A 23,686-nucleotide genomic window follows, 5' to 3' on the forward strand; every position below is an offset into this window, starting at 1 on the left:
TCCGCGAAGACTCGGAGATAGAACGAGCACTAATCGCGCTGTCCGCTGCCGAGAGTCTTACCGATGACCTTGCCGTGTATCTGCTCGAAGCAGCCGCCGTCGAAGACCCAAGAGCGTTGGTCCGCGGCCTGCGGCTCTGCGATTTTGTAGCCGACCGAAACAACGAGTGGAATCTCACGTTACGGGCACGGAGCCACCTGCTAGCCCGACTTCTCGAGGACACAGATCTGGCACAAGAAATGCACCGACGCTTGCGGGACCTTTCTCACTCCCGCGAATCACGGAGCGAATTTTCAGGACTGCCCGTCTATCTGACTGAAGCGACTGGGCGGGCCTACCACTCGGCTGCCTTGAACCCACAGGATGGCCTAGAAATCTATAGCGAGCTGGGCTTATCTTCATCAGCTCCACGTGGACAGCAGTGGCTTGGAATGCACTTGGCTAGGGAGCAGCAGGAGTTCGGGGTGCTCCCTAGGTTGTCGATCGAGGTGGACTTCCTACAAGGAATGGTGCTCTACCGAGAAGGGAAGACCTCGCAAGCCGAGCCGCTCTTGCGATCTGTGGCCGCGACAGAGGGCGATCGCATCGAGATCGCCGTCGCCCTTCACATCGTAGGACGGATCGAAGCTCGACAACGGAAATTGCCGGCTGCGGAGGCTAAGCTGCGACGCAGCGTCGCAATCGGTGAGCGTATTGCGAACGACCACCACCGCGCTCAGGTACTTCATACCCTCGGCCAGCTCATCGGCCGAGACCGTCAGCGAAGCGGCGAAGCCGAGAACCTCCTCCGCCAAAGCCTCGAGTTACTGCGCCGACTCGCGGACACCTCAGGCCAAGCGCAAGTCCTACATACCCTCGGCCAGCTCATCGGCCGAGACCGCCAGCGAAGCGATGAAGCCGAGAGCCTCCTCCGCCAGAGCCTCGACACCGAACGTCGACTCGCGGACACGGCTGGCCAGGCTCAGGTACTTCATACCCTCGGCCAGCTCATCGGCCGAGACCGCCAGCGAAGCGATGAAGCCGAGAACCTCCTCCGCCAAAGCCTCAATTTCCGGGGTCTCGCGGACACGGCCGGCCAGGCTAAGGTACTTCATACCCTCGGCCAGCTCATCGGCCGAGACCGCCAGCGAAGCGGCGAAGCCGAGAACCTCCTCCGCCAAAGCCTCGAGTTACTGCGCCGACTCGCGGACACCTCAGGCCAAGCGCAAGTCCTACATACCCTCGGCCAGCTCATCGGCCGAGACCGCCAGCGAAGCGATGAAGCCGAGAACCTCCTCCGCCAAAGCCTCAATTTCCGGGGTCTCGCGGACACGGCCGGCCAGGCTCGGGTACTTTATACCCTCGGCCAGCTCATCGGCCGAGACCGCCAGCGAAGCGGCGAAGCCGAGAACCTCCTCCGCCAAAGCCTCGCCATCGGCGAACAAACCAGCAACAAACGTCACCAGGCTCAAATTTTGTACTCGCTGGGCAGGTTGTTAGAATCGGACGTGCAGGACGAGGCGCTCAACCTGTTTCAACGCAGCCTTGCGCTAAATCGCGATATCGGCGACACGTTCCACGCTGAACGCCTCGAAAAGCAAATAGCGATTTTGCGAAGGAAAATCTGAACTCGTTTCATCTATAGATGCTTCGATTCACTGCGCCGACCGGACCAACGACATCTCCGTGACGATCCTCAAGAAGGCAGCCACCGATCGACCAGGATGTTGACGCTGCGCCAAGCGACTGCACGCCGCCAGGTACACGGCCAGGCGTGACGCTCGACGAAGTCGTTACGCGGGCCGCCCTGGCGGGGCGGGGCGGGACGTTTGCCCCACTCTTCGATAGGTCGCTACCTCGGTTGTTGCCCGTACCGCTTGCCGTCACGGCCGATGTGACGGCGTGACGGCTCGCGGGACGGGTTGTGACGGCTAATTTCGGGAGATTTTTCGTGACACTCTGCTACGCTCGACCGCGTCGGTGTCACGAAATATGTCACGGAAGAAATTGGAGGTGCAACATGACCGGTCCGGTCTGCGCAGGTTGCGGCAAGACGTTGTCCCGTCCTAGCGGACGCGGCCGTCCAGCGACCTACCATGGCCCCGCGTGCCGCCAGCGCGCCCGCCGTGCCCGGCTTGCCACCGATCCCAGTCGCGCCGACCTGCTGGATTTACTCGACCGAGCTGGACGCGCCGTAGCCGCCGCGCGCCGCGCCGCGATGTCCGGCGCCGACCCCAACGCCGCGCTCGCCGAGTTGGCCGTCGTCGTCGAGTTGGCCAAAACGGGTTGCGCGACCGACGCTGGCCCTGCATCTCGCACCAAGGCCGAACACCTGTCCGCGCAAGCGGAGAAGCTGACAGCTGTCACGCAATCCGTCACGGAACCTGTCGTAACGGGAGCACGTCCGGTGACGCGCGAAGACATGATCGATGTGGACACAGTTCGGGTCGAGCGTGGCGAGGACTTCGAGGCTTTGGGCGGGTATCGCGTGCTGGCCGGTGACTCGGTCTTACTTGGCTACCTCGCACGCGACAGGCGACGCCGCTGGGAAGCAAGGACAGCAGCCACGTCACTCACAGTCCCCGGCGGACCCTGGCGCACCCGGCAAGATGCGCTCGTCGGTCTGCTGCTCAATGGCGGCATCCGCACCACGGGGGCGCCGAGCCGCCGCGCTTAGCAAACTCGCACGTCAGCGGAGATCAGGCGGTGCATTGGTCACGGGCAGGACCGGTTGACCACGCGGGTATCGCCTTGCCTATCGCGCCGCGCCCGCGACAGCGGAGACACGTCCCGACCGGCTGCGGCGGCGGGGGTGTCCCTTGACACCCCGGCATGCTGCGAACAGCACCGCTCACGGCGATCACTTTGAGCGGGCACCGGAAGCCGTGGTGTTGCGTCGGGTCCGACTGATAAGGATTCGTCGCGTCCGGTGGTTTGCGGCGACATAGCGAGGAGCCGTCCGACCTTGGTCTCACGGGGCCGGACGGCTCGACTCTGGTTGCTCATGCCGGCCGCAGGTGGATCGTTGCAGCGAAAGAAGACCGCTCCCACCTTGGATTCCGCATGTCCCGGGCAGGAACCGGCCCGAGAGAGCGGTGACTTTCACGGTCGCATGAGGGTGCCGACACGACATGGGAACGAGTGTTCGATACTCTCTCGAACCAGGGCTCAGCAACCTGAACCCGCGGGCGAGTTCGTCCCCGTGATCGACGAACGTACTGAAGGCTTAACTTGCATGAGAATTAACATCGAAGAACACGCACAGGGATTCCTTGAGCACCTCGGCGAAAGCGATGACGCCGACGTCTCCACCTACCTAGCCGCACACCAAATCGACATACAGGCCGGCTCCATGCTGGTAGACTATCTTGTCGACCGAGGCTGGGCCAAGGATCACTCGACCTTCGGCGAGGTGGACTGCGCACTAACCGGCAGCGGCCTGGCTGTCGCACAACGACTGCGGACCGAACGACGAAGCCCAGCCCATCGCCTAAGCAACTTACGGGCTCGCATGCTGACCTGGCTTGAGCATAACCGCGGCACACAAGACTGGAGTGACTTCGCAGCCAGCGAAGCCGCTCGTTTCGGCGATGCAGATTTCACATGGGCTGAGATCGAACGCGAGGCCGCCTACCTGTACGGGCACAGGCTAATCACGGCCGCAACTATTGATCAGGCTGAAGACGGTACTATATCCCCAGCCATCAGTGCCGAAGGCCGAGACTGTTTGATTCATTTCGAAGGCGACGTGAACCAGTATCTCAACCGTAGCGCGCGTCCCTCTGCGCAGCACACGACCCACAACACTACGACAATCACGATGGCTGACAGCGTCGGAAACATTACCAATGCAAGCTCCCATGTCATGCAGAACGCGATTTCAGGACTGGACACCACGAAGGTGCTTGAGTTCGCTGGCGCTGTCCGCCAGACCCTGCCAGTTCTCGGACTAGACGACGACGCCCAGCGGACCGTGGACGGCCAGGCCGAAGAATTGCATAACGAAGCCAACTCTGCCGCACCCAACCGCGGCAAGATGCGACAACTCCTCGACGGAATCCTAGAAGCACTAGGATCGGCCGGAGCAACAGTCGCCCAGAAAATGGTGCTAGCCGCAGGCAACGAAGCAATTCAGGCCATCAACGGTTGAAACATCCAATACCCCAGGAACAATAAGCGAGCGAGTAACCAAATTGGGAAAATTAGCACGATCCAACCCACTCTGGCGAAGATATGAGATATCGATCCAAGAATTACTCTCTGCCCTCGATCCTTCCGCATCGGTTCTCCACGATGCAAAGGTCCCAGGGCGACTCAGCCAGATTGCTCGCCAAGTCGACGTTTGGGCCACAGGACTTGTAATTGGACAACGAATTTCTGTTGCAGTCGAATGCAAGTTGCGTCAACGGCCGGTCGACGTAAATATTGTTGACGGATTCATCGGAAAGCTGTTAGACATTGGCGCAGATCGAGGATTGATTTACTCATCCTCCGGGTTTAGCGATGGGGCAAATATGCGAGCATATGCCAGCAGAAACCCGAGCATCCTGACAGTTTCTCTGGAGACCCCTCAGATCGTTAAGGATTTGCATGGCGCTCCCGGCTATCCCGCAGATCTTTTAGTACAGGATGTTCCGCCACATTGGATCGAAGAACTCGACGCGGAGAGCTTTCGCGAATTTCTTACAACTGGAGATTCTCCAAAATTAAACTGAAACAAGTCTGGCAACGGACGAAACTGGACGGAAGGCGGCAACCAGTGAACAGCGAGCGAGTTAATATTCACCCGTTCTCGCCTTTGTACATCGTCTTGTTTTCAGCAGACGATCTGATCGATTCTGACGCCGACGTCTTTCTAAGTCATCAATATGAGGAAACGGCATCAATTACGGTACCGCACGGACTTTCCGTCGATCTGTCAACCGCCCTCCCGGCACTCTGGTACTGCTTGCATCTACCGAACACCTTCAGCACTCTAGCAGATTTACCGTTTCCCGCATTTCACGTCAGCAGAGAGCTACACCTGGATCATCAGATATGGTTCGCCCCTACCGTAGCGTTTGATGAGGCATGGTTCGGACGGGCTCGCGACTACGCGATACCAGTACTGATCATATGCCCGGATCAAGAACTAGAAGAAGTCCAATCACGGGCATCCGCTTTAGGGCTTGATATATCAATTCTGACATTCTCTGATCTTACCAATCAGAACCTCGCACGCATGTGGAAGAAGATTCACAACGATTTCGGTCATGAAATTGAATATCTTGGCCGAGAGATTGAACTAACAAATCGACTTGATACAGCGGGGACAACCCTGCCATATCAATGGCTCGCAAGACAGATGGGCGCCCAACGTCGCATTGAACCAGAGACGGACATTCATGAGGCAATCCACGAGCTTCTATACATGCACTTGGTACTCTCCGCCTTGAGCAACCTTGAGCGCCAAGGCTTAGGCACAGAAGAAGCCAACGCGGCCATGCCAGCAACTTTGATGTCTGAGCACAGAAGTATGAAGGTCCCATTCGTCTTGGGTTGGCCTGGAGTTCCCGCCGCCTATGCACGTCGCGCCTACAGTCCCGCGTTGCGTCGCAGAATCAAGAGTTTCCCTGCGACTGATAGCGATGACACTTGGGGCCTTGATATGGCTACAAGACGTGACGACCTCGTGGAACGATCCGCAATAGAGTTTCTTGTTACCCATAGAGCCATTGCGCGGAATGGCATCGGGATAGTGCTGCCCAGCGTTCCACAGGAGGCATTCACTATCCTCGCACAGCTTGAGCGACATTGGATCGACAATCCAGACGGTCCGACCGTTTGGAAATTCCTCAAGAGACTTAATGCGGCAACTGCGTCGATCTGGACAGAGGCACTACAGACCGCAATCATGCGAGCAAGCATGCTTACCACATTCTCGAATTTTCCAATTGGACTGTTGACGATGCCTGGAGATTCTTCTCCAGTTTCCACAAGGGCAACAATCGCTTATAGGCCAGTATTACCTTTGGGTCGGGCGATCCAAAATGAACTCCAATATGTTCCCGGATATAATATGAGCACTACCGTTCGAGTGGTAGTACTAGAGTGTATCCCTCGTGATGATGTCGTCGGACAGATGTCAAGAGTTGCATGGCAAGACGCGAAAGAAAACCTCATGTCCGGGCAGCAGAATCTACAGCTAGATCTCGTTGAGATTGAGAATACTGCAGAATTCCGCAGCGCCGTCGATCGAACTAGACCAGATGTTCTGATCGTGAGCGCACACGGGTACTATGATCCTGCTTCAAACGTGGCAGGCCTCGTTGTCGGCAATGAGCTAGCCCTTGGTCCAGGACTTGGTCCGCTTCCGCCAGTTGTAATTCTGAGCGCGTGTCACGTGACACCAAAGGGAGCCGGAGCGGTAAACGTTGCCGACATGCTCATTCGGGAGGGAGCTAGGGCGATCTTGGGGACACTAGTGCCCGTGGACGTTACTCATAATTCTGTCATCACAACGCGTTTGCTTATTTATATCGCAGAGTCACTGGCAAATAGGGAACCACACACAACGTTGCTCGACGCCTGGAAACACGTGCAATCGTCGAACGCCATCAACGACATAGTGAACAGCGGAAGCAGGCTTCGAGAATGGCTCCTTAGTAGAGAGGCCGGGGAACCCTCAGTGCTGGAGGAGTTCATGCTCTCCAGGTCAATGGGCAGGCTACGCGCCGGATCGATATATGAGGACACAGAGCAGATTCTGGTCGAAATGGCAGATGAGCGAGGCATGGGCGCGAAAGTTAGACAGTGGCTTCGCAAGCCCGGATATCTACCTGAATCGTTGTTCTACATTTTTTCGGGAAGCCCGGAAAGAATTTACATCGACTCTGGATGGATTGGCATCTCCAGCCTTGCCGAAGATGCCCCTGACTTACGGCCAGAGAAATAGTCGAAATTATATGTAAATTCGCTTCGGTGCAATATTCGGCACGTTGCCCGTATCTCCTGCCCACGTCCCAGGGCTACCAGCCGGGATGACGCCGCGTGGGCGCAGCTGCATCCCGGCACCCTGGAGCAAACGGTAGATCTTGCCGTAGGAGACGCCGTTCAGCTGAGTCGTCGTCGGCGTTGCCAGCTGTCCGACGGCCGCTCACAGGTTCGTTGCTCATTCGACTGTCTCCCGGAATCCAAGCCAAAGCACCGGCAGGCAGTCGCCGGTCTTGTCGCTACCTGATCGAATCCGAAGTCTGATGCAGACGCAGCCCCATCGCCGTGAGCCGCTTCGATTCGATATGCGTCTGGCAGAGGCCGCAGACGTACTGGAGACGATCGGCCGTCACATGCCCTCCCGAGCACTTGTCATGCCGTCCTGATCTGGCGTGACGGCGCAAAGACCCGTCGACCTGCGAGAACTGCGCTGGGGACGGCTGTGACGGCCGCCTGAACGTCCGTCACGCTTGGCCTCTATGGGGCTCGCAGGCCAGAGTCCGAGACTTGGCGCGTGCCTGTCACTCGCCGGCGTCGCCCCGAGGGCAGCGCATGGTCGGGAGGAGTTTGACCGCAGCGAATGTGACCCGGCTTAGCGCGCCGACGTGCTCGGCGAACCTATCCCCGCCGAGAGGCGTCAACCGGAGCTTCTTACGGCCCCCTTGCGTGCGGAACTCCAGGTATCCCGCCGCCTGCAGGTACTCGACATGCGTCGTGAAGGATCGTTCACCAAGCTGCAGGGCGCTCTGAACAGCGATGTCGTCGCTCCACTCGCCGTCAGCAAGGAGGCACGCAATGAACAGCCGGACTGGCATGAGCAGCAGCGGATCGAGCTCCTGCTGAAACGTCGGCAGAACGGCTCGTACGGGTGGCGTCACGACTCCGCCGCCGGAAGTTCGCTGGTGGGGCCCGGTGAGCGCTGGAGGCAAACCAAGCACGGCATCCCGAGCGGACGTTCCAGCAGTTCCAGTTCGCCGGGGCCGAACGTGGCGTCGCAGTACGCCGTCAAGCGCTCCGGCATTGCGGCGTCAGCCGGCAGCGGGACCAGGTGGACCACGCGGCGACTCTCACCCACCGTGCCAGGTAGCGGGCGCGCGATGATCAGCCGGGTCGTCATCGCTCGCTCCGCCGCTCGTGGCGTCCGGCGAAGACGGGCGCGATCGGGGCGCTACCCGCCCCCGCCGGAGTCTGGAACCCGCGAGCGCGAGAGGCTCGGGCGCTCTGCGAGTGGGCCTGTTCAGGCACGTTGACCTGCGGGACGTGCTGGAAGAGGCGACGCCAGCGCGACGGCTTGCGGTGCCGCGGTGGGTGAAGGCGTCGTTCGACGGCCGGCAGCGTCCTCCGAGCTGCCAGGAACGCGCGGCAGCGGGCGCACGGCCGGCCGGGCGCGACGAGCATCGACGTTGGCAGCACGACGTGCCCGCACAGCCCCTCGTATCGGCCGAGCGCGTCGCGCCAGCCTCGGGAGAACTCCTCGTCGGTCACCGCGTGGTCGCGGCCGTCGATGTCGCTCCTGTGCCAGCTCACGTACAGCCCAGCGGCCCTCCCCTGCCGTACTACGTCGCTCACGTGCCCCTCCGCTACCTACCGGCTGACCAGCCCCTACGGGCTATAAGATCTGAAATCAGCCTGAATTGTGCGCTCATATAGGCGCCAGGTCACGCGGACGACTTAGCGAGGACATATCGCGAGTGGCACGTCAGGAGGGCGGAGATGGCAGCCGAGGATGGGACCGACGAGCTGCCGCGCACCGTTCTAGAGCTGAAGCTCCGAGAGCGGAGTCAGACGCTCGCCGAGTTCGTCGAGGATGCCGAGCGCTTCGCGCGCACGTTCGGCGAGACCGGCACGCTCAGCGTGCGGCACCTCCAGCGCCTGATCTCGGGACGCAAGCCGGACGGGTCTCCGGTCGGGCGTCCGCGGCCGGCCACTGCCCGCCTGCTCGAACGGATGCTTAGCGTCCCGATTGACGACCTGCTGTCGTCACCGGACGCCGTCCGCGGGCCGGTCGAGGCGGCTGAAGAGGAGTTGCGGCAGCGGCTCAGCGCTGCCCGACGCGTGAACGCCGACGTCCTGGCCTTGCTTCAGGACCAGTTGAGTGCGGTGCGCCGTCTTGACCGGCAGCTGGGTGCCTCGACGGCGCACGAAGAGGTGTCCACAAAGGTCCGGCAGATCACGCGCCTGCGCTCGCACAGCTTGACTCCGGGGGTTCGGAGCCAGCTCGGAGCCCTACTCGCCGAGTTCGGCACGCTCGCCGGCTGGCAGCAGCTCGACATGGGGTTCGTCGGCGACTCCTGGCAGTTCTACGAGCGAGCCAAAGCGGCCGCCCGCGAGTCCGGTGACGCGGCGTTCGAGGTGCACACGGCCGCTGAACAAGCTTTCGTGCTGATCGACGTCGAGGAGACAGCATCAGCCGTCGAGCTGCTGCAGGCCACCGAGCGGCGGGCCCAGCGCGTCGCTGGCCGCCTGCTGAGGTCGTGGCTCGCTGCCGCATACGGCGAAGCCCTCGCAGCGGACGGGCAGCGCTCGGCGAGCATGCGTGCCTTCGACCGCGCCGCGGGGTTGTTGCCAGCCGATGTGTCCGCGGTGGACGGTCCTTACGTCGTGCTCGATCCAGTTCATCTGGCGCGCTGGCGTGGACACGCGCTCGCCCGGGTCGGTGAGCCGGACGCCGTTGACGTGCTCTCCACAGCGTTGAGCCGTCTCGATCCGACGTTCACCCGCGCGGAGACGGGTTTGCGAGTGGACCTGGCGACGGCGTTCTTTGCGATGGGTGAGCACGTTGAGGGACGCGCGCACGCTCAGCGTGCTCGGACTTTGGCCGTCGAAATCGGTTCTGTCCGGCAGCAACGTCGGATCACGCGGCTCGTCGGGCCGGCGAACTGAAGGGCGGTACGAGCGGCAGCCGCCGGCCCGTAGGCTCGCGGCGTGGCTGACGAACATGGGTCGTGGAAGACATTCGGTGAACGGCTGGTCTACGACAACAAGTGGGTCAAGGTCGGGCTGACCGACGTCGAGGCGCCGAACGGCGAACGCTGGGACTACCACGTAGTGCACCTGGCCAGGATCGCCATAGCGCTGATCGTGAACGACCAGGATGAGGCGCTGATGCTGTGGCGCTACCGCTTCGCCACCGAGCAGTGGGGTTACGAGCTGCTGGGCGGCATGGTCGACGACGGCGACGACTCAGCCGGCACCGCCGCTCGCGAGGCGGCCGAGGAGTCCGGCTGGCAGCCCGTGGGCGAGCCCGAGCACCTGGTGAGCTTCGAGCCGCTTCCCGGGCAGGTCACGGCGCCGGTCGACGTGTACCTGTGGCGTCAGGCCGAGCACATCGGCGACCCGACCGACACCGAAGAGGTCGGCCGCGTGGAGTGGGTGCCATTGTCGCGGGTCAACGAGCTTGCGCAGCGTCAGGAACTGCTCGGCTCCGGCACGCTGGTGTCGCTGCTCTACTACCTCAACTCACGCCGGGCGTGAACCGGGCAGTACGAGCCGTTCGAGGCGGCGGCGCAATCGCACGGAACCAACCTGGGAGATGACCCGCCGGGCCTGCAGCGCGTAGGTCCTGGCGGCCTCCCGGTCGCCCGCCGCGCTGTACGCGTGGGCGAGATCCACGTACACCGCGGCTCCGGCCCGGACGAACGACGTCGATCCGATGCCCTCGACAACGCGCTCGAGGTGCTCAATCGCTTCCGGCGCGCCGAGGTGGACCAGGGCGTTTCCGCGCCAACGGTCGAGGTGGCTGCCACCGAGGAAGACGAACGGCAGCTCCGGGTGCACGACTTCGTTCGGCAAGAGCGTGTCGGCTTCGTCGAACGAGCGAAGGGCGTCATCCCGCTGGCCGGCGATCGCGTGGCCCTCCCCTTCGGCGGCAGCGAGCCAGGCTCGCAGCAGCTCAGGAGCATGTTCACCGATCGACCGCGCTTCCGCGAACAGCGCGAGTGCATCGTCGACGTTGCCCACGTCGATGAGGACGAACGCCTGTTCAGCAGTAGCGTGCGCGAGCAAGGCTGCAGAGCCGGACTCCATCGCGGCGTACTTCGCGCGTTCGTAGTGCGTCCACGCCTGGTCGAGCGCGCCGATGTCGAGCGAGTTCCAGCCGGCCAGCGTCGATGCCTCGACCAGCACGCTGGCCAGCGGAGCGCGGTCGCGGCGCAAGATCGTGTGCCTGAGCAGGGCCTCTACCTCGGCGATCTGACCACGGAGCCGTTCGAGCCGCGCCGCGGACCCGAACCGGCGGTCGGCGTGGCGGACGCTGATCACCTCTTCGCGGAACAGCTCGATCGTCTGCTCGTCCACCCTGCGGGCGATGATCAGCCGCTCGGCGAGTTCGTCGCCGGACGGACCGCCGAAGTCTCCCGACGGGAATCCGAGGTCGTCGTCGGTCCGGCCGTAGATCTCGCGCAAGACCGCCCGCATCGGGGGTTCGGGCATCACGTGCCCGTTCTCCCATCGGGAGATGTCCGTCTTTCGGCTCGGAACCGAACGCTCTGGCAGTCCGTGAGCTGCAGCGCGGGCGTTGATGGCTCGCGCGAGCTTTTCCTGACTCCAGCCGAGCGCATTGCGCGCCGCCTGCAGCGCGGTTGTCGAGGTCATGACCTGACCGCCAGATAAGTGCGCTGACCTGCGCAGGTAACAAGAGATAACACCGGGTTTGTCATCCGCTGCCAGCTCCCGACCAACGCGGAAATGCCGTTTCTTAGAGGCATGACATACGACGAGAAACACCGGTGGGCCGCCGAGTCGGCCGCCCACCGAAAGGGATTCGCGCTAGCCGCGGGACGTCCCATTGCGGCGAAGCAACTCGGTGAGATCGGCCAGGTGCTCGGTGATCTGAGTCAGCCGCTGCTCGATGACAGCGAGACGCGCCGACACGGCGTCTTCCATGTTCTCGCGGGGCTGCCCCAGCGTCGGCGGGATGCGGCCGTGCAGGACGGCGAGCAGGTGTTGCGGGTGCAGCCCGAGCGCCACGGCCAGCGCTTCGAGCGTCCGGTCGCTGCGCTTGCGCTCGACGGTGTGGTTCTGGATTTCGCGGACGATCGCCTGGGAGACCTGCGAGCGCTCGGCAAGCTCGCGCTGTTTCCATCCGAGCTCGTTCACGCGCTCGTTGATGGCCTTCGCGACCGCCGCCCAGTCTTCCGACACCTATTCCTCCGTGGTCCGCCTCAGCGCCGACATTAGCGCTTGACGGATTCGACTGCGCCGAGATCCACCCCGCGTCGCGCATTCGGGCCATTCTCATGTCTTCGTTCGCCTAAATCAGCTCAAATTTTACGCTTAAATCAGCGTAACGACTTTAGGGACTTCCCAATGCAGAAGAAAATGCCCAACGCCGGTGGTCCGGCGTTCTACTCGCCGGCCGAAGCTGCCTGGCTTCTCGGCGTCGACCTCAACTTGATCCATCGCGCTATCCGGGTCGGCGAGCTGCGCGCAGTGCGGCGCCCCTCCCGGCTCGTCATTCCGGCCGCCGAGCTGCGGCGGGCGCTCGGCGGTGGTGCGCGATGAGCGATCACGACTACGCGGCGATCGCTGCCCGCCTCGACCGATACGCCGCTGTGCCCGACGACGTGCTGACGAACGTCGTGGCCAGGGACGGCCTGTGCTTCTGGGCGTTCGAGCGGGCCGAACTGCCGGAGCTGACCGGAGATGATCCGCCGGATAGGGAGCTGGCTGCTCGGCTCTGCGCCGGCTGCCCGGTGATCGATGAGTGCCTTGAACTCGACCTGCGTACCGCCGGGCCGGACACGCTCGGCGTGTGGGGTGCGCTGCCGGACATCGACCGGCGCGCCCTGCACCCCGTCTGGCTGCGGCGACGTGGAGGTGAGGCTCGATGACGCTCACCCTCTCGCCTACGCAGGTTCTCGCGGGCGTCGCGGTGCTGTTTGCTCTGTTCACGGTATGGCGGTTCGGCGCACGCAAGGCGCGCCGTGCCGCCGAGACCGCGCGGGCCGGTGCCCGAGTGGTTTCGCTCGCCGGGCGGGTGCTGTTCACGGGCTCGGCGTTCGTCGGCGTTCAGTGGCTCGTGATCACGCACCCAGGGAACCCGACGCTGCTGCTCGTAGTGCTCGGCGCGCCAGACCTGGTCGCGGCCTACGTCCTGACTCGCGCTCTCACCGTGACGTCGCTGGACACCACGCGCCGGGGCGGTGGTCGCCGATGAGCGAGCAGCTTCCCCGCGCTCAGCAGCTCGCCAAGGATGCTGCCGAAGCGGCCGACGTCCGGCGCTGGCGAACCCACCCGGACGTGGTCGCGCTCCAGGTCGAGCGAATCCGCACTCAGGTCGACCGGCTGTGCTGGGCCGGGATCATCCTCGGTCTGGCGTTCACGACGGCCAACGTGCAGTGGTTCGCCGCCGCAGGAGCTGCCTTCGGGTCGCTGCCCTGGCTGACAGCGTGGCTGCTGGACCCGACCGTGTGCCTGGTGCTGCTCGCGATCCTGCGAGCCGAACAGGTGACCGCCCGGTACCAGGTCCACACCGGACGGTGGGTCCGAGCGGCGAAGTGGCTCACGCTGGCAGCTACGTACGTCATGAACACCTGGTCGTCGTGGGCGGCCGGGTCGCCGGCCGGCGTAGTCCTGCACTCGGTGCCGCCGATGGTCGTGTTCGTCGCGGCCGAGGCCGTCACCGACCTGCGCGACAAACTCACCGACGCCGTTCAGGCGGCACACGTGAACGCCGCGAACGTTCATGAACTGCCCGCGCCTACCCGTGAACGGCCTACGCGGCGGCTGTTCGCCGACTACCTCGCCGAGGCGCGTCAAGCGTGGACGCCCGACGTGAAAGTGACGCCGGCATGGGTTCGGGAAGTCACCGGGTGCTCGCGCGGGTTGTCGTCTCGGCTGGCCACCGCGCTTGCGGATGAGGTGCATCATGACCGCTGAATCGGATGCCGAGGTCAACGGCAGCGCCAGGCTCGCACGGGTGGCTTCGGGGGACGTCGAGCACGTCGGCCCGGTGCTCGACGGCGAGCTGATCGACGACACCCTGCCTCAGCCGCGCGCCCGGACTGTCCGACGTCGGTTCGCTCGGTGGTGGAAGCACTCGCCGCGCGTGCCGTTGTGGCTCAAGAGCAAGCCGCAAGCGATCCAGGCTGCGAAGGATGCCGTCGTCTGTGTGGTCAAGTCGCCGGTCCGGTACGTCGGCGCGGTCGTCCGCGGGATCGTGGTCGGTGTCCGGTCGTGGCGCGGGTGGGTCAAGGTCAACGACTACCGGACGGCTGCCGAGGAGTCGGAGAAGCTTGCCGACAAGTTCACAGAGATTCGTGAACTCACCTTGTTCCGCTGGAAGGTCACCGGCGCCGTGGTCGCCTTCGCGGCGTTGGTGGTCGCCGTGGTAAATCTGCTGTACGGCGCCGATCCGCTGTGGATCGGCGGTGCTGCCGCGTCGCTGGCGCTCGCGATCCTGGGCCGCCGCAAGGACGGCAGTCCGGGACGGAAGCCCGCGCTCGCGGGGCCACGCACGCTGACGTGGACGATGGACCCGCAGGTTCTCGTGCACGCGTACCGAGACGCGAAGCTGATCGGGAAAGATGAGACGCTTCGCTTGGTCGAGCGGGCGACGCGCGTTGGCGACGGATGGGCTGTCACGGTGGACTTGCCGGCCACGCGCAAGGCCGCGGACGTCGTCAAGAACCGGGATGCGCTGGCGTCCGCGCTCGCGGTCGACGAAGTTCAGCTCATCGTCGAGCGCGTGCGCGGCAACGGCGGGCACGCTGGGCGGATCTCGATGTGGGTCGCTGATGAGGACCCGTATGCCCGGCCGCCTCTCCAGACGCCGTTGCTCGGCGTGACGCGTTGGGACGCGTGGCGGGCGGTCCCATTCGGACGCGATGCACGAGACCGGCGGATCGACCTTCCACTCGTGTGGACGTCGTCGCTGATCGGCGCGATTCCTCGGCAGGGTAAGACGTTCGCTGCTCGACTCGCGGCGAGCGGGCTCATCTTGGACGCGTGGGTGCGACTCTACGTGGCGGATTTCAAGGCCGGAAAGGACTGGATCGCGGCCTCGCAGGTTGCCCACCGCTTCATGGCGGGTGACGAACCCGAGCACGTCCTGGCCCTCATCGACTGGCTCGTCGAGCTGGTCGCCGAGGTCCAGGGCAGGTACCGGCGAATGCGGGATCTCGATGACATCGTGTGCCCGGAGTCGAAGGTGACGCCGGAGATGTCGCGGGACAAGGCCCTGAACATGCCGGTCACGGCGATCTTCATCGATGAGGTTCAGGTACCGCTCGAAGACCGCACGCCCGTTGACGTCCAAGGAAAGAAGCTTGCTGCGGGCGAGTACGTCGGCGAACTGCTGACGTGGCTCGCAAAGAAGGGGCCGGCAGCCGGGATCGTGCTTGTCCTGGCCACGCAACGACCAGACTCGAAAACTATCCCGTCCGGGCTCCGCGCGGTGCTCGGGTCGCGGTTCGCACTCCGGGTGATGGACTGGCGCGACTCCAACATCGTGCTCGGCGAGCAGATGAACACGCGCGGATTCGACTCCTCGCGGTTGCTTGCCTCGCACAAGGGCGTCGGTGTCCTCCGTCCGGACGGCGACACGGCGGCCGGAGCCGATGTTCTAGCAATGACGGTCCGGACGTACTACATGCCGAACGAGGACTGGCAGACCATCTGCCAGCAAGGCCGCGCGTTGCGGGAAGCCGCGGGAACCCTCACCGGGCACGCGGCCGGACAGGACACGATGCCGACGCTCGATCATGCGGCCGTGGCGCACGCACTCGGCGCGGGCACGGCCGCGCCGCTGGCCGAGCTGCCCGAACCGCTGGCGTCGCTCGTCACCTACCTGGGTGACGACCTCGGGCCTGACGGTCGCGACTTCGTGCCGACGGCCGAGCTGCTGGAGGCGTTGGACGCTGACCGGCGGACGTTCTCCCAGCAGATGAGCGAGGTGGAGTGCCGGCCAACGCGTGACCGCGTGACCAGCGAAGACGGCGAGACGCGGCAGGTGCGCGGCTACCTGACCGCTGATATCCGCCGAGCTGTCCAGCGTGTACGAGACGGCGGCGAACCCGCCGGGGCCGGTGATCCGTCATGAGTGCACGGGTGGAAGGTCAGGCGTATCGGGTTATCCTACCTGCGGGATTGCCAGATTTGACGCCGGCGGCTGCGCGTGCGCTGCTGGCCGTGCTGATCGAACTGACCGAGGTGCCGGTGCTCGACGGACCGGCAAGGGAGGCGACCGATGCCCGCTGAAATCAGCGACCCGTGGTCGAAATTAGACGAAATCCTTGGGCTGGAGGTCGCCGAGCCCGTGGACGAAGGGATCGGCGCCTTGGCCGTCTACGGGCGGTGCTCGACGGAGGACAACCAAGACCCGGAGACCTCGCGCGGCTGGCAGTTCGGAAACGCGCGGAAGTTCGTCGAGCCGCTGGGCGGCCGGATCGTGGCCGAGTTTTTCGACATCGGGCAGTCGCGTTCTGTGCCGTGGGACCGGCGAACCGAGGCGTCGCAGTTGCTGGCCGCACTGAAGAATCCGCGTCGTGGCTGGAATGCCTTGGTCGTAGGTGAAGGTACCCGGTGTTGGTTCGGGAATCAGTTCTCGCTCATCGCGCCGCGGTTCGCTGCCTACGGCGTGGACCTCTGGGTCCCGGAACTGGGAGGGAAGTTCGATCCGCGGAACCCGTCACACAAGATGCTGATGAGCGTGCTCGGCGGCATGAGCGAATCGGAACGGCAGCACGTTCAGGCTCGCGTGCGGGCCGCAATGGACGCGCAGGTAGTCAACGAAGGACGCCACCAGGGCGGCCGGGCGCCGTACGGGTACGTCGTCGTAGACGGCGGACCGCATCCGAACCCGCGAAAGGCAGCAGAGGGATTCCGGTTGCGTCTGCTCGCCCTCGACGAGTCGGCCGCCGAGGTCGTCCGCCGCATCTTCGCCGAATACCTCGCCGGCAATGGAGACCGGGCGATTGCGAACGGGCTGAATCGCGACGGCATCCCCTGCCCGTCGGCGCGGCGGCCGGACCAGAACCGGCACCGCCTTGCCGATGGCTGGCAGGGCAGCACGGTGCGGTCGATTCTGGAGAACCCGCGTTACACAGGGTTCGCGTTCTTCGGGCGTTGGGCGCGGCAGGAAATGCTGCTTGATCCTGACGACGTCGCGGCCGGAAACGTCGTCCGGTTCCGTCGCGCCAAGCCGGATCGGGTGGTTCGCTCCCGTAAGCCTGCACATCCCGAGATCGTGTCTGTCCAGGACTTCACGCAAACGCAGTTGATGCGGCGAGCCAAAGCGGCGGGTGGTCTGCGGACCGCGCGTAAGACCGAGCGCGCAGGACGAACGGTCAAGCACGCGTACCTGTTCCGTGGGCTTATTCGGTGTACTGCCTGCGGACGGAAGATGGAAGGCAGCCCGCGGAAGCACGGCATGTACTACCGCTGCCCGGCCCGGACGCTCACGCCAGGTTCGCCAGCCTTGCTCACGCATCCGCCGACGATCTATCTCAAGGAAGAGCCGCTGCGGGACGCTTTGAACGAGTGGATCGGCGGCCTGTTCGACCGGCAGAACATCGCACGGACCGTCGAGCAACTGGTCCAAGCTCAGCCGACACCGAAGACGGCGGATGATGGCGCCGCACGGAAGCTACTGGAGGATGCGGAAGCGAGGCTGCAGCGGTTCCAGAACGCCATCTCCGCGGGCGTGGACCCGTCAGCAGTCGTCGAGGGCATCAACCGGGCGCAAGCCGATCGTGCGGCCGCTCAGGCGGAACTGATGGCGGCCAACGAACCTGCCGGGCTCGGCGAGGCTGAGGTCTACGCGATGATCGACTCGCTCGGCAACATCGGAGCGGCGCTGGCCGACGGCCAGCCGGGCCGGCTGGCTCAGCTCTACCGGGACTTGCGGCTTGACCTGCGGTTCGACCACGAAAAAGAGACCGTCGATGTGACGGCCTCTCCGCGGGTGAATAATGCGTGTGTCCGAGGGGGGACTTGAACCCCCACGCCCGTTAAGGGCACTAGCACCTCAAGCTAGCGCGTCTGCCATTCCGCCACTCGGACCTGCTGAAGAAAGAGTATACGGCCACCCCGCCCCCTCGTTCAGGGGGGTGCACATCCACCGCCACTCCCCCTCTGGCAAGATCACCAGGTTTCACGACACCTGCATCGATTCAGCGCGCTGGCCCAGGGCGAACATCAGCAGCGGCTCCTCGTACCGGTACCGGTCGGCCCCGAACGGCTCCAGCAAGTGGGCGTCCACCAGGGACTCCAGCAGCACCGCCGTATCCGGCAACGGCAGGTTCAACGCCGAGGCCGCCGCCGGGATCGAGATCGGGGTTGGGGAGGCCAGCAGGCTGAACGCCCTTGCCTGGGCCGGGGTCAGGCCGGCCAGCACCGACTCGTACGGCTTCTCGATCGCCCAGCACTCCGGGGGTGTCACCGGGGCTCCGGGGGCCGGGCGGCCCAGTCGCACCAATGCCTCCGGGATCGACCACGCCGGGCGGGCGGCCAGTCTTGCTCCCACCGCCTGGATCACCTGGGGGAAGCCCGCCGTCCGGGCCGCCAGTTTGCGGGACGCTGCTGGGTCCTGGGCGACACGCGCAGGGCCGATCAAGCGCGAGAGCAGGGACAACGACTCCTCCGTACCCAAGCCGCCCAGTTTGGTCCAGTGGGCGTGGGACAGGCCGTACAGGCGACGGCGGGCTGTGATGAGCACCGCGGGGCCTGCTGGGCCTGGGATGAGGGGGTTGAGCTCCTCCTCGCCTCGCGCGTCGTCCAGGACCACCAAAATCCGCAGACCTGTTGTCCTCGCTCGCCACAGGGCCGCGCGCTCGCTGGACGACGGCGGCATCGCCTTCACGCCGATGCCGCGCAGCAGCTCCGCCAACGGATCCGGGGATGCCGACAGGTCCACGAACAGGCGGCCGTCCGGGAAGTCGGCTGCCACCTGGTGGGCCGCGTGGACCGCCAACGTCGTCTTGCCGATCGCGGCCAGGCCCTCGATGCCGAGGACCGGGACCGAGGACGGTGACGGCTTCAGGGCCTCGATCAGCGTCGCGAGCTCCGACGTGCGGCCGGTGAACTCCGGGAGTTGCGGGGGCAGCTGGGATGGGCCGGGGAGCTGGACCGCCGTCAGCGAAGGGTCCGCCGCCAGGATGCGGCGCTGCATCTCCTTCAGCTGCGGCCCGGGGTACAGGCCCAGCTCCGACTCCAGGAGCTGCTGCGTGCGCGTGAACACCGCCAGCGCCTCCGCCTGGCGACCCGCGCGGTACAGCGCCAGCATCTGCAGCTCGCGGGGGCGCTCGCGCAACGGCTGCTCCGCTATGAGATCAGCCAGGTCCGCTGCCGCCTCCGCGTGCCTGCCCTCGGCGATGTCCGCTGCCGCCAGGTCTTCGCGGGCCGTCAGGCGCAGCTCTGCCAGGCGGACGCGCTCCGCTTCCGCGTAGTCGCCGTTCAGGCCGGACAGCGGGGTTCCTTGCCAGAGGGCCAAAGCCTCGCGCAAGGCCGACGCCGGTGCGCCCGCGCGGGCGGACGCCAGCAAGCGCTGGAACTCCTTCGAATCCAGGGCCGGCGCGCGGAGTGCGTAGCCGCCGGCTGAGGACTCGATCGGGACTCCCGCGTGGCGCAGGCGGGACACGTAGGAGCGGACCATGCCGATCGCCGCGCGGGGCTCGGCGCCGCTCCAGAGGGCCGAGACCAGCTGGGATGGGGACAACGGGGTTCCATCCTGCAAGAGCAGTACCGCCAGGGCCGCCCGTTGCTGGGGTGGGCCCAGCTCGATCTCGACGTCGTCCTGCCACGCTCGGACCGGGCCCAGCAGCTCGTAGCGCATCACGCCGGGTGAACCCGTGGCGACGGAACGGTATTCCCGTCAGGCCGCGCGCGACGGCGTCCGCAGGGCCGGGACCACCTCCGCGCCCAGCAGGTCGATCTGGTCCAGCGCCGCCGCGTGGGGCAGGCCCATGCCGTCGATGTTGAACAGCTGACGCCGATAATCCCCGAAGTCCTCGCGGAAGCGCATGGTCCGGTCGATGACCTGCTGCGGGCTGCCCACGGCCAGGGGTGTCTGGGCCATCGTCTCCTCGAGCGACGGACCGTGGCCGTAGATCGGCGAGTGGTCGAAGTACGGGCGGAACTCCGCGATCGCGTCCTGGGAGCGGCGGCGCATGAACACCTGGCCGCCGAGGCCGACGATCGCCCGCTCGGCCGGGCCGTGGCCGTGGTGCTCGAAGCGCTCGCGGTAGAACGAGACCATCCGCTTGGTGTGGTCGACCGGCCAGAAGATGTTGTTGTGGAAGAAACCGTCGCCGTAGAACGCGGCCTGCTCGGCGATCTGCGGACTCCGGATCGACCCGTGCCAGACGAACGGCGGGACACCGTCGAGCGGGCGCGGGGTCGACGTGAAGCCCTGCAACGGCGTCCGGAACCGCCCCGACCAGTCCACCACCTCCTCGCGCCACAGCCGCCGCAGCAGCGCGTAGTTCTCCACGGCCAGTGCGATGCCGTCGCGGATGTCCTTGCCGAACCACGGGTACACCGGGCCGGTGTTGCCGCGGCCGAGCATCAGGTCGAGGCGCCCGTCGGCGAGGTGCTGCAGCATCGCGTAGTCCTCGGCGATCTTGACCGGGTCGTTCGTGGTGATCAGCGTCGTCGACGTCGACAGCTTGATCCGGCTGGTGCGCGCCGCGATGAAGCCGAGCAGCGTGGTCGGCGACGACGGCACGAACGGCGGGTTGTGGTGCTCCCCCGTCGCGTAGACGTCGAGGCCGGCTTCCTCGGCGCGGACGGCCAGCTCGACCATCCGCTTGATCCGCTCGTGCTCGGTCGGCGCGCGGCCGGTCGCGGGGTCGGGGGCGATGTCCCCGACCCCGAAGATCCCGAACTCCATCACAGCTCTCCGAAGGCGTCGCGGTGGCCGGCGAGCCAGGTCGCGAAGTCCTGCAGCCGCGGGTTCAGCCGCCGCACCGCCTCGGGGTCGCGGGCGCCGGCGAACACGTTCTCGTGCTCGGCGTAGTAGAAGAACATGTTCGCCAGGTCGTCGGCGCCCGGAGCGCCCGAAGCCCGCAGGTCTTCGACGGCCATCGGCCGGTAGGCCACGTCGGTGCCGAGCTGCTTCGCGAACGCCGCCGCGTACTCCTCGCCGGTCAGGTTCTCGCCGGAGATGCTGATCGTCTCCCCCGCGAGCTCCGGGCCGCGGGCGAAGACGCCGAACGCCGTCCGGCCGATGTCCTCGGCCGCGATGCCCGGCAGCCGGCCGCCGGCCATCGGCAGGTGCAGCGCGACGACGCCGTCGGGGTCGCGGACCGGCCGGAAGAAGTCCGTGAAGGCCTCGAAGTAGAACGTCGTCGAGAGGAACGTCGTGGGCACGCCCGCTTCGACGAAGAACGCTTCGGCCTCGGCCTTGCTGTCGAAGTGCGGGACCTTGTACCGCCCGTGCAGCGTCGGCGTGCGGTCCTCGTCACGCAGGTGCGGCCGGGTGTCGGGCAGGGTCGACCAGATCACGTGCCGCAGCCCGGACGCCTTCGCGGCCGCGGCCATCGCGCGGGCCTGCTGCTGTTCGCGCTCCACGGAGTTGTACTCCCAGAACGCGGTGACGAGGTAAGCCCCGTACGCGCCTTCGAACGCCTTCACCAGGTTCGCTTCGTCGTCGAGATCGGCGGCGACGACTTCGGCTCCGCGCGCGGCGAGCGCCCGTGCGGCGTCGGAGTCCGGGTTGCGGGTGAGCGCGCGCAGCGCGAACCGCTGCTCCGGGTCGTCGAGGATGGCGCGGGCCAGGCCGCCACCCTGCTGCCCGGTCGCGCCGACGACGGCGATGATCTTCTTCCCGGTCATCGGAAACCTCCTGGGATCCCGGCCGGCTGATCCGGCCACGACCCCAGGGAACTCTCCCGGCGTCACCGTCTCGTGCACGCGGCGTGCACGCGGTTTACAAGGCCGCCGCGGCTTCCTAGGATTCGCCGGTCGGGCCGCAGAACGGGAGGTTCCGGGTATGGCGCGCGCCGGCCGTCGGCGGGACGAGGAGATCTCGGTCGCCGAGCTGCTCCGGGAGACCGGGGCGACGCCGCGCTCCCTCGGCGAGGCGCCCGATGCCTCGACCGTCCGCGAGGAAGACACCGGGGACGGCTACCGCGAACGCCTCGAGCAGCGAGCGCGCGAGGCCGCGGCGCACCAGCAGCGGGCCGGGCGGCGGATCCGGTGGATCTCCGCGCTCGCCGGGGCCGTGGTGGTGCTCGGCAGCCTGGTGCTCATCGCGGTGACGTCCGAAAGCTCCCCCGGCCGGCAGGCGGCGACGGCACCGGACGCGCTCTCCCCCGCGACGACGACCCCGCGCTCCACCCCACCGAAGCCCACGCCGACGCCGATCCCCACCGTGCTCCGGCAGACGGCGTCCGCCACCACGACGCCGCCGTCCACGTCCGAAACCGCCCGGCCCGTGCTGTGCACCGTGCGCTACTCCGTGCGCGACCAGTGGAACGACGGCTTCACCGCCGACGTCTCCATCAGCAACAAGGGCGAGACCCGTTCGCCGTGGCAGCTCAGCTGGACCTTCACCGCGGGCCAGCGGGTCACCCACAGCTGGGACGGCGACTTCGGGCAGGACGGCGACCGGGTCACGATCACCGCCGCGTCCTACAACGCCACCCTCGCCCCGGGCGCGACCGTCGGCTTCGGCTTCAACGGCGCTTCCGGCCGCGGCAACCCGGCGCCCACCGCGTTCAGCCTCAACGGTTCTCCCTGCTCGACGACCTGACGACCGGCACGTCGGCCAGCTCCAGCAGGCCGTCGAGCTCGACGCGGGCCCGGGTCCGGCGCGGATCCGGCACCAGGCCTTCGGCGCGGACGACGTCGAGCAGCCTGCTCGCCAGCGGCAGCACCAGGTGCCGGCCCCAGCAGCGTTCGTTCGCGTGCCCGAACGGCAGGTAGCCGGGGTGGCTGTCCGGGTCGAGCGCGGCCCAGCGCCGGGGCCGGAACTCGGCCGGAGCTTCCCAGAGCGCCGGTGACCGGTGGCTCAGCAGCGGCAGCAGCAGGATGTCGTCGCCGGCCCCGATCCGCGGGTCGACCTCCGTGAACTCGGGCGAGCGGACGCGCAGGATGTTCCACGACGGCGGCAGCAGCCGCAGCGCCTCGTGGATGACGTGCTCGTTCGGGACGTCGTCGTCGAACGGCGCACCCAGCCAGATCGCGTTGGTGACCAGTGCCGCCACCGTGAAGCAGATCGGCGCGGCGACGCGGCGGTAGAGGTACATCCGGAACCGCCGCTCGGCGAGGTCTTCGGCGGCGACGACCTGCCGGGCGAGCGTGGACAGCCGCGTACCGGGGGCCGGCGGGCGGGCCAGCGCGGCGCCGGCGGTGACGGCCGACCACGTCAGTTTCGGCGTCAGCTCCAGGCGGCGGTCGACGAGCACGCGGAAGCGGCGGGTTTCGGGCCCGAAGACGAAGCGCCGCAGGTAGTCGTGCGGGACGGCCGGCCAGGTGCCGGTGAGATCGGGGCGGTCGGCGGGGCGCTTGAGCGCCGCCCGGACGTCCGCGCCCAGCGCCTGCATCAGCGCGGCGGACTCGGTGCGCGTGACGCGGCGGCCCAGCACCGGCTTGAACGTGGGCCGTTCCTCGGCGTTGGCCGGGCGGGCCCGGAGCACCCGGTCCATCGTTTCCGGGTCCGCGATCCCGATCGTGTCCGGCTCGAGCCGGAAGACACCGTCGCCGGTGTGCGCGGTGAGCAGTTGTTCGAGACGAGGGGCGAAGACGACCGTGCGGGACGCGCGGGCGATGACCACGTTCCGGGGCTCCTCCGGGA

24 protein-coding genes and 1 tRNA gene are annotated in these 23,686 nt (G+C 66.0%); 15 read left to right on the forward strand and 10 right to left on the reverse strand.

All coding sequences use genetic code 11. The annotated features are described in order from the left end of the window. The first annotated feature begins 506 nt into the window (after positions 1 to 506). From SD460_RS46950 to SD460_RS45745, 5 genes are all read left to right on the forward strand, one after another. Positions 507 to 1,607 carry a tetratricopeptide repeat protein gene (locus SD460_RS46950; RefSeq protein ID WP_369077418.1) on the forward strand — a complete coding sequence of 367 codons (1,101 nt, stop codon included), beginning with the start codon at positions 507 to 509 and terminating at the stop codon, positions 1,605 to 1,607. A 392-nt stretch (positions 1,608 to 1,999) separates the two neighbouring features. Next, on the forward strand, positions 2,000 to 2,656 hold the full coding sequence (locus tag SD460_RS45735; RefSeq protein ID WP_290050077.1) for a hypothetical protein: 657 nt from the start codon (positions 2,000 to 2,002) through the stop codon (positions 2,654 to 2,656). Between the two features lie 525 nt (positions 2,657 to 3,181). Continuing rightward, complete coding sequence (locus tag SD460_RS45740) at positions 3,182 to 4,129, forward strand: hypothetical protein (protein ID WP_290050079.1); 948 nt, start codon at positions 3,182 to 3,184, stop codon at positions 4,127 to 4,129. Between the two features lie 43 nt (positions 4,130 to 4,172). Next, positions 4,173 to 4,694: a restriction endonuclease gene (locus tag SD460_RS46955; RefSeq protein WP_354670593.1), complete on the forward strand. Its 522-nt coding sequence runs from the start codon at positions 4,173 to 4,175 to the stop codon at positions 4,692 to 4,694. Positions 4,695 to 4,738: 44 nt separating this feature from the next. Then, the gene (locus tag SD460_RS45745) at positions 4,739 to 6,913 is read left to right on the forward strand and encodes a hypothetical protein (RefSeq protein ID WP_290050080.1); all 2,175 of its coding nucleotides are present in this window, start codon (positions 4,739 to 4,741) and stop codon (positions 6,911 to 6,913) included. 559 nt (positions 6,914 to 7,472) lie between these two features. On the opposite strand, the gene SD460_RS45750 is transcribed toward SD460_RS45745, so the two are convergent. Genes SD460_RS45750 through SD460_RS45760 form a run of 3 tightly spaced genes read right to left on the reverse strand, consistent with a single transcriptional unit; the run spans position 7,473 to position 8,520 of the window. Continuing rightward, positions 7,473 to 7,829, reverse strand: a complete 357-nt coding sequence (locus tag SD460_RS45750) for a transcriptional regulator (RefSeq protein WP_290050082.1) — start codon at positions 7,827 to 7,829, stop codon at positions 7,473 to 7,475. Continuing rightward, positions 7,826 to 8,068, reverse strand: a complete 243-nt coding sequence (locus SD460_RS45755) for a hypothetical protein (RefSeq protein ID WP_290050083.1) — start codon at positions 8,066 to 8,068, stop codon at positions 7,826 to 7,828. Before SD460_RS45755 ends, SD460_RS45750 begins: the two co-directional genes overlap by 4 nt. Next, positions 8,065 to 8,520, reverse strand: a complete 456-nt coding sequence (locus SD460_RS45760; RefSeq protein WP_290050085.1) for a hypothetical protein — start codon at positions 8,518 to 8,520, stop codon at positions 8,065 to 8,067. Before SD460_RS45760 ends, SD460_RS45755 begins: the two co-directional genes overlap by 4 nt. Positions 8,521 to 8,664: 144 nt before the next feature. Here SD460_RS45760 and SD460_RS45765 point away from each other — a divergent pair, with 144 nt between their 5' ends. Both SD460_RS45765 and SD460_RS45770 read left to right on the forward strand, forming a co-directional pair. Continuing rightward, entirely contained in the window at positions 8,665 to 9,834 is a 1,170-nt protein-coding gene (locus SD460_RS45765) for an NsdA family TPR-like regulatory protein (RefSeq protein WP_290050087.1), read from the forward strand. Between the two features lie 42 nt (positions 9,835 to 9,876). Beyond that, positions 9,877 to 10,425 (forward strand): NUDIX hydrolase, encoded by a 549-nt coding sequence (locus SD460_RS45770; RefSeq protein ID WP_290050088.1) that lies wholly within the window; start codon positions 9,877 to 9,879, stop codon positions 10,423 to 10,425. On the opposite strand, the gene SD460_RS45775 is transcribed toward SD460_RS45770, so the two are convergent. Together SD460_RS45775 and SD460_RS45780 are read right to left on the reverse strand one after the other, a co-directional pair. Further along, positions 10,411 to 11,544 carry an NsdA family TPR-like regulatory protein gene (locus SD460_RS45775; protein WP_290050090.1) on the reverse strand — a complete coding sequence of 378 codons (1,134 nt, stop codon included), beginning with the start codon at positions 11,542 to 11,544 and terminating at the stop codon, positions 10,411 to 10,413. The genes SD460_RS45770 and SD460_RS45775 overlap by 15 nt on opposite strands. A gap of 174 nt (positions 11,545 to 11,718) precedes the next feature. After that, positions 11,719 to 12,093 carry a helix-turn-helix domain-containing protein gene (locus SD460_RS45780; protein ID WP_290050091.1) on the reverse strand — a complete coding sequence of 125 codons (375 nt, stop codon included), beginning with the start codon at positions 12,091 to 12,093 and terminating at the stop codon, positions 11,719 to 11,721. Between the two features lie 165 nt (positions 12,094 to 12,258). Between SD460_RS45780 and SD460_RS45785 the strand changes: the two genes are divergently transcribed. Genes SD460_RS45785 through SD460_RS45815 form a run of 7 tightly spaced genes read left to right on the forward strand, consistent with a single transcriptional unit; the run spans position 12,259 to position 17,887 of the window. Next, the gene (locus SD460_RS45785; RefSeq protein ID WP_290050092.1) at positions 12,259 to 12,453 is read left to right on the forward strand and encodes a helix-turn-helix domain-containing protein; all 195 of its coding nucleotides are present in this window, start codon (positions 12,259 to 12,261) and stop codon (positions 12,451 to 12,453) included. Further along, complete coding sequence (locus SD460_RS45790; protein ID WP_290050093.1) at positions 12,450 to 12,782, forward strand: WhiB family transcriptional regulator; 333 nt, start codon at positions 12,450 to 12,452, stop codon at positions 12,780 to 12,782. The genes SD460_RS45785 and SD460_RS45790 overlap by 4 nt, the downstream gene beginning before the upstream one ends. Beyond that, positions 12,779 to 13,108: a hypothetical protein gene (locus SD460_RS45795; RefSeq protein ID WP_290050095.1), complete on the forward strand. Its 330-nt coding sequence runs from the start codon at positions 12,779 to 12,781 to the stop codon at positions 13,106 to 13,108. Before SD460_RS45790 ends, SD460_RS45795 begins: the two co-directional genes overlap by 4 nt. Next, positions 13,105 to 13,830 (forward strand): hypothetical protein, encoded by a 726-nt coding sequence (locus tag SD460_RS45800; RefSeq protein WP_290050096.1) that lies wholly within the window; start codon positions 13,105 to 13,107, stop codon positions 13,828 to 13,830. The genes SD460_RS45795 and SD460_RS45800 overlap by 4 nt, the downstream gene beginning before the upstream one ends. Continuing rightward, positions 13,820 to 15,991: an FtsK/SpoIIIE domain-containing protein gene (locus SD460_RS45805; protein WP_290050097.1), complete on the forward strand. Its 2,172-nt coding sequence runs from the start codon at positions 13,820 to 13,822 to the stop codon at positions 15,989 to 15,991. Before SD460_RS45800 ends, SD460_RS45805 begins: the two co-directional genes overlap by 11 nt. Beyond that, positions 15,988 to 16,149, forward strand: coding sequence for a hypothetical protein (locus SD460_RS45810; protein WP_290050098.1), 162 nt, complete (start codon positions 15,988 to 15,990; stop codon positions 16,147 to 16,149). Before SD460_RS45805 ends, SD460_RS45810 begins: the two co-directional genes overlap by 4 nt. Continuing rightward, positions 16,139 to 17,887: a recombinase family protein gene (locus SD460_RS45815; RefSeq protein WP_290050100.1), complete on the forward strand. Its 1,749-nt coding sequence runs from the start codon at positions 16,139 to 16,141 to the stop codon at positions 17,885 to 17,887. Before SD460_RS45810 ends, SD460_RS45815 begins: the two co-directional genes overlap by 11 nt. Here the strand turns inward: SD460_RS45815 and SD460_RS45820 are convergent. The 4 genes from SD460_RS45820 to SD460_RS45835 form a co-directional block, all read right to left on the reverse strand. Next, a tRNA-Leu gene (locus tag SD460_RS45820) sits at positions 17,869 to 17,952 on the reverse strand. The genes SD460_RS45815 and SD460_RS45820 overlap by 19 nt on opposite strands. Before the next feature lie 91 nt (positions 17,953 to 18,043). Beyond that, a complete protein-coding gene (locus SD460_RS45825; RefSeq protein ID WP_290050101.1) occupies positions 18,044 to 19,723 on the reverse strand; it encodes an AfsR/SARP family transcriptional regulator in 1,680 nt (559 codons plus the stop codon). Positions 19,724 to 19,762: 39 nt separating this feature from the next. After that, positions 19,763 to 20,779, reverse strand: coding sequence for a CE1758 family FMN-dependent luciferase-like monooxygenase (locus SD460_RS45830; RefSeq protein ID WP_290050102.1), 1,017 nt, complete (start codon positions 20,777 to 20,779; stop codon positions 19,763 to 19,765). Continuing rightward, positions 20,779 to 21,723, reverse strand: a complete 945-nt coding sequence (locus SD460_RS45835; RefSeq protein WP_290050103.1) for an NmrA/HSCARG family protein — start codon at positions 21,721 to 21,723, stop codon at positions 20,779 to 20,781. The genes SD460_RS45830 and SD460_RS45835 overlap by 1 nt, the downstream gene beginning before the upstream one ends. Before the next feature lie 157 nt (positions 21,724 to 21,880). Between SD460_RS45835 and SD460_RS45840 the strand changes: the two genes are divergently transcribed. Next, positions 21,881 to 22,642: a cellulose-binding domain-containing protein gene (locus tag SD460_RS45840; RefSeq protein WP_290050105.1), complete on the forward strand. Its 762-nt coding sequence runs from the start codon at positions 21,881 to 21,883 to the stop codon at positions 22,640 to 22,642. On the opposite strand, the gene SD460_RS45845 is transcribed toward SD460_RS45840, so the two are convergent. After that, positions 22,614 to 23,666: a cytochrome P450 gene (locus SD460_RS45845; RefSeq protein WP_290050149.1), complete on the reverse strand. Its 1,053-nt coding sequence runs from the start codon at positions 23,664 to 23,666 to the stop codon at positions 22,614 to 22,616. The genes SD460_RS45840 and SD460_RS45845 overlap by 29 nt on opposite strands. Positions 23,667 to 23,686 lie beyond the last annotated feature (20 nt).

It is taken from the genome of Amycolatopsis solani (assembly GCF_033441515.1).
GTDB classification, from domain to species: domain Bacteria; phylum Actinomycetota; class Actinomycetes; order Mycobacteriales; family Pseudonocardiaceae; genus Amycolatopsis; species Amycolatopsis solani.

Bases quoted from the DNA above. Each gene is read 5' to 3' on its own strand.
- SD460_RS45785 (WP_290050092.1), top strand. From the start codon at position 12,259: ATGCAGAAGAAAATGCCCAACGCCGGTGGTCCGGCGTTCTACTCGCCG.
- SD460_RS45815 (WP_290050100.1), top strand. From the start codon at position 16,139: ATGCCCGCTGAAATCAGCGACCCGTGGTCGAAATTAGACGAAATCCTT.
- SD460_RS45830 (WP_290050102.1), bottom strand. From the start codon at position 20,779: ATGGAGTTCGGGATCTTCGGGGTCGGGGACATCGCCCCCGACCCCGCG.
- SD460_RS45840 (WP_290050105.1), top strand. From the start codon at position 21,881: ATGGCGCGCGCCGGCCGTCGGCGGGACGAGGAGATCTCGGTCGCCGAG.
- SD460_RS45800 (WP_290050096.1), top strand. From the start codon at position 13,105: ATGAGCGAGCAGCTTCCCCGCGCTCAGCAGCTCGCCAAGGATGCTGCC.
- SD460_RS45810 (WP_290050098.1), top strand. From the start codon at position 15,988: ATGAGTGCACGGGTGGAAGGTCAGGCGTATCGGGTTATCCTACCTGCG.
- SD460_RS45805 (WP_290050097.1), top strand. From the start codon at position 13,820: ATGACCGCTGAATCGGATGCCGAGGTCAACGGCAGCGCCAGGCTCGCA.
- SD460_RS45835 (WP_290050103.1), bottom strand. From the start codon at position 21,723: ATGACCGGGAAGAAGATCATCGCCGTCGTCGGCGCGACCGGGCAGCAG.
- SD460_RS46950 (WP_369077418.1), top strand. From the start codon at position 507: ATGGTGCTCTACCGAGAAGGGAAGACCTCGCAAGCCGAGCCGCTCTTG.
- SD460_RS45825 (WP_290050101.1), bottom strand. From the start codon at position 19,723: ATGCGCTACGAGCTGCTGGGCCCGGTCCGAGCGTGGCAGGACGACGTC.
- SD460_RS45775 (WP_290050090.1), bottom strand. From the start codon at position 11,544: ATGACCTCGACAACCGCGCTGCAGGCGGCGCGCAATGCGCTCGGCTGG.
- SD460_RS45790 (WP_290050093.1), top strand. From the start codon at position 12,450: ATGAGCGATCACGACTACGCGGCGATCGCTGCCCGCCTCGACCGATAC.
- SD460_RS45735 (WP_290050077.1), top strand. From the start codon at position 2,000: ATGACCGGTCCGGTCTGCGCAGGTTGCGGCAAGACGTTGTCCCGTCCT.
- SD460_RS45765 (WP_290050087.1), top strand. From the start codon at position 8,665: ATGGCAGCCGAGGATGGGACCGACGAGCTGCCGCGCACCGTTCTAGAG.
- SD460_RS45755 (WP_290050083.1), bottom strand. From the start codon at position 8,068: ATGACGACCCGGCTGATCATCGCGCGCCCGCTACCTGGCACGGTGGGT.
- SD460_RS45795 (WP_290050095.1), top strand. From the start codon at position 12,779: ATGACGCTCACCCTCTCGCCTACGCAGGTTCTCGCGGGCGTCGCGGTG.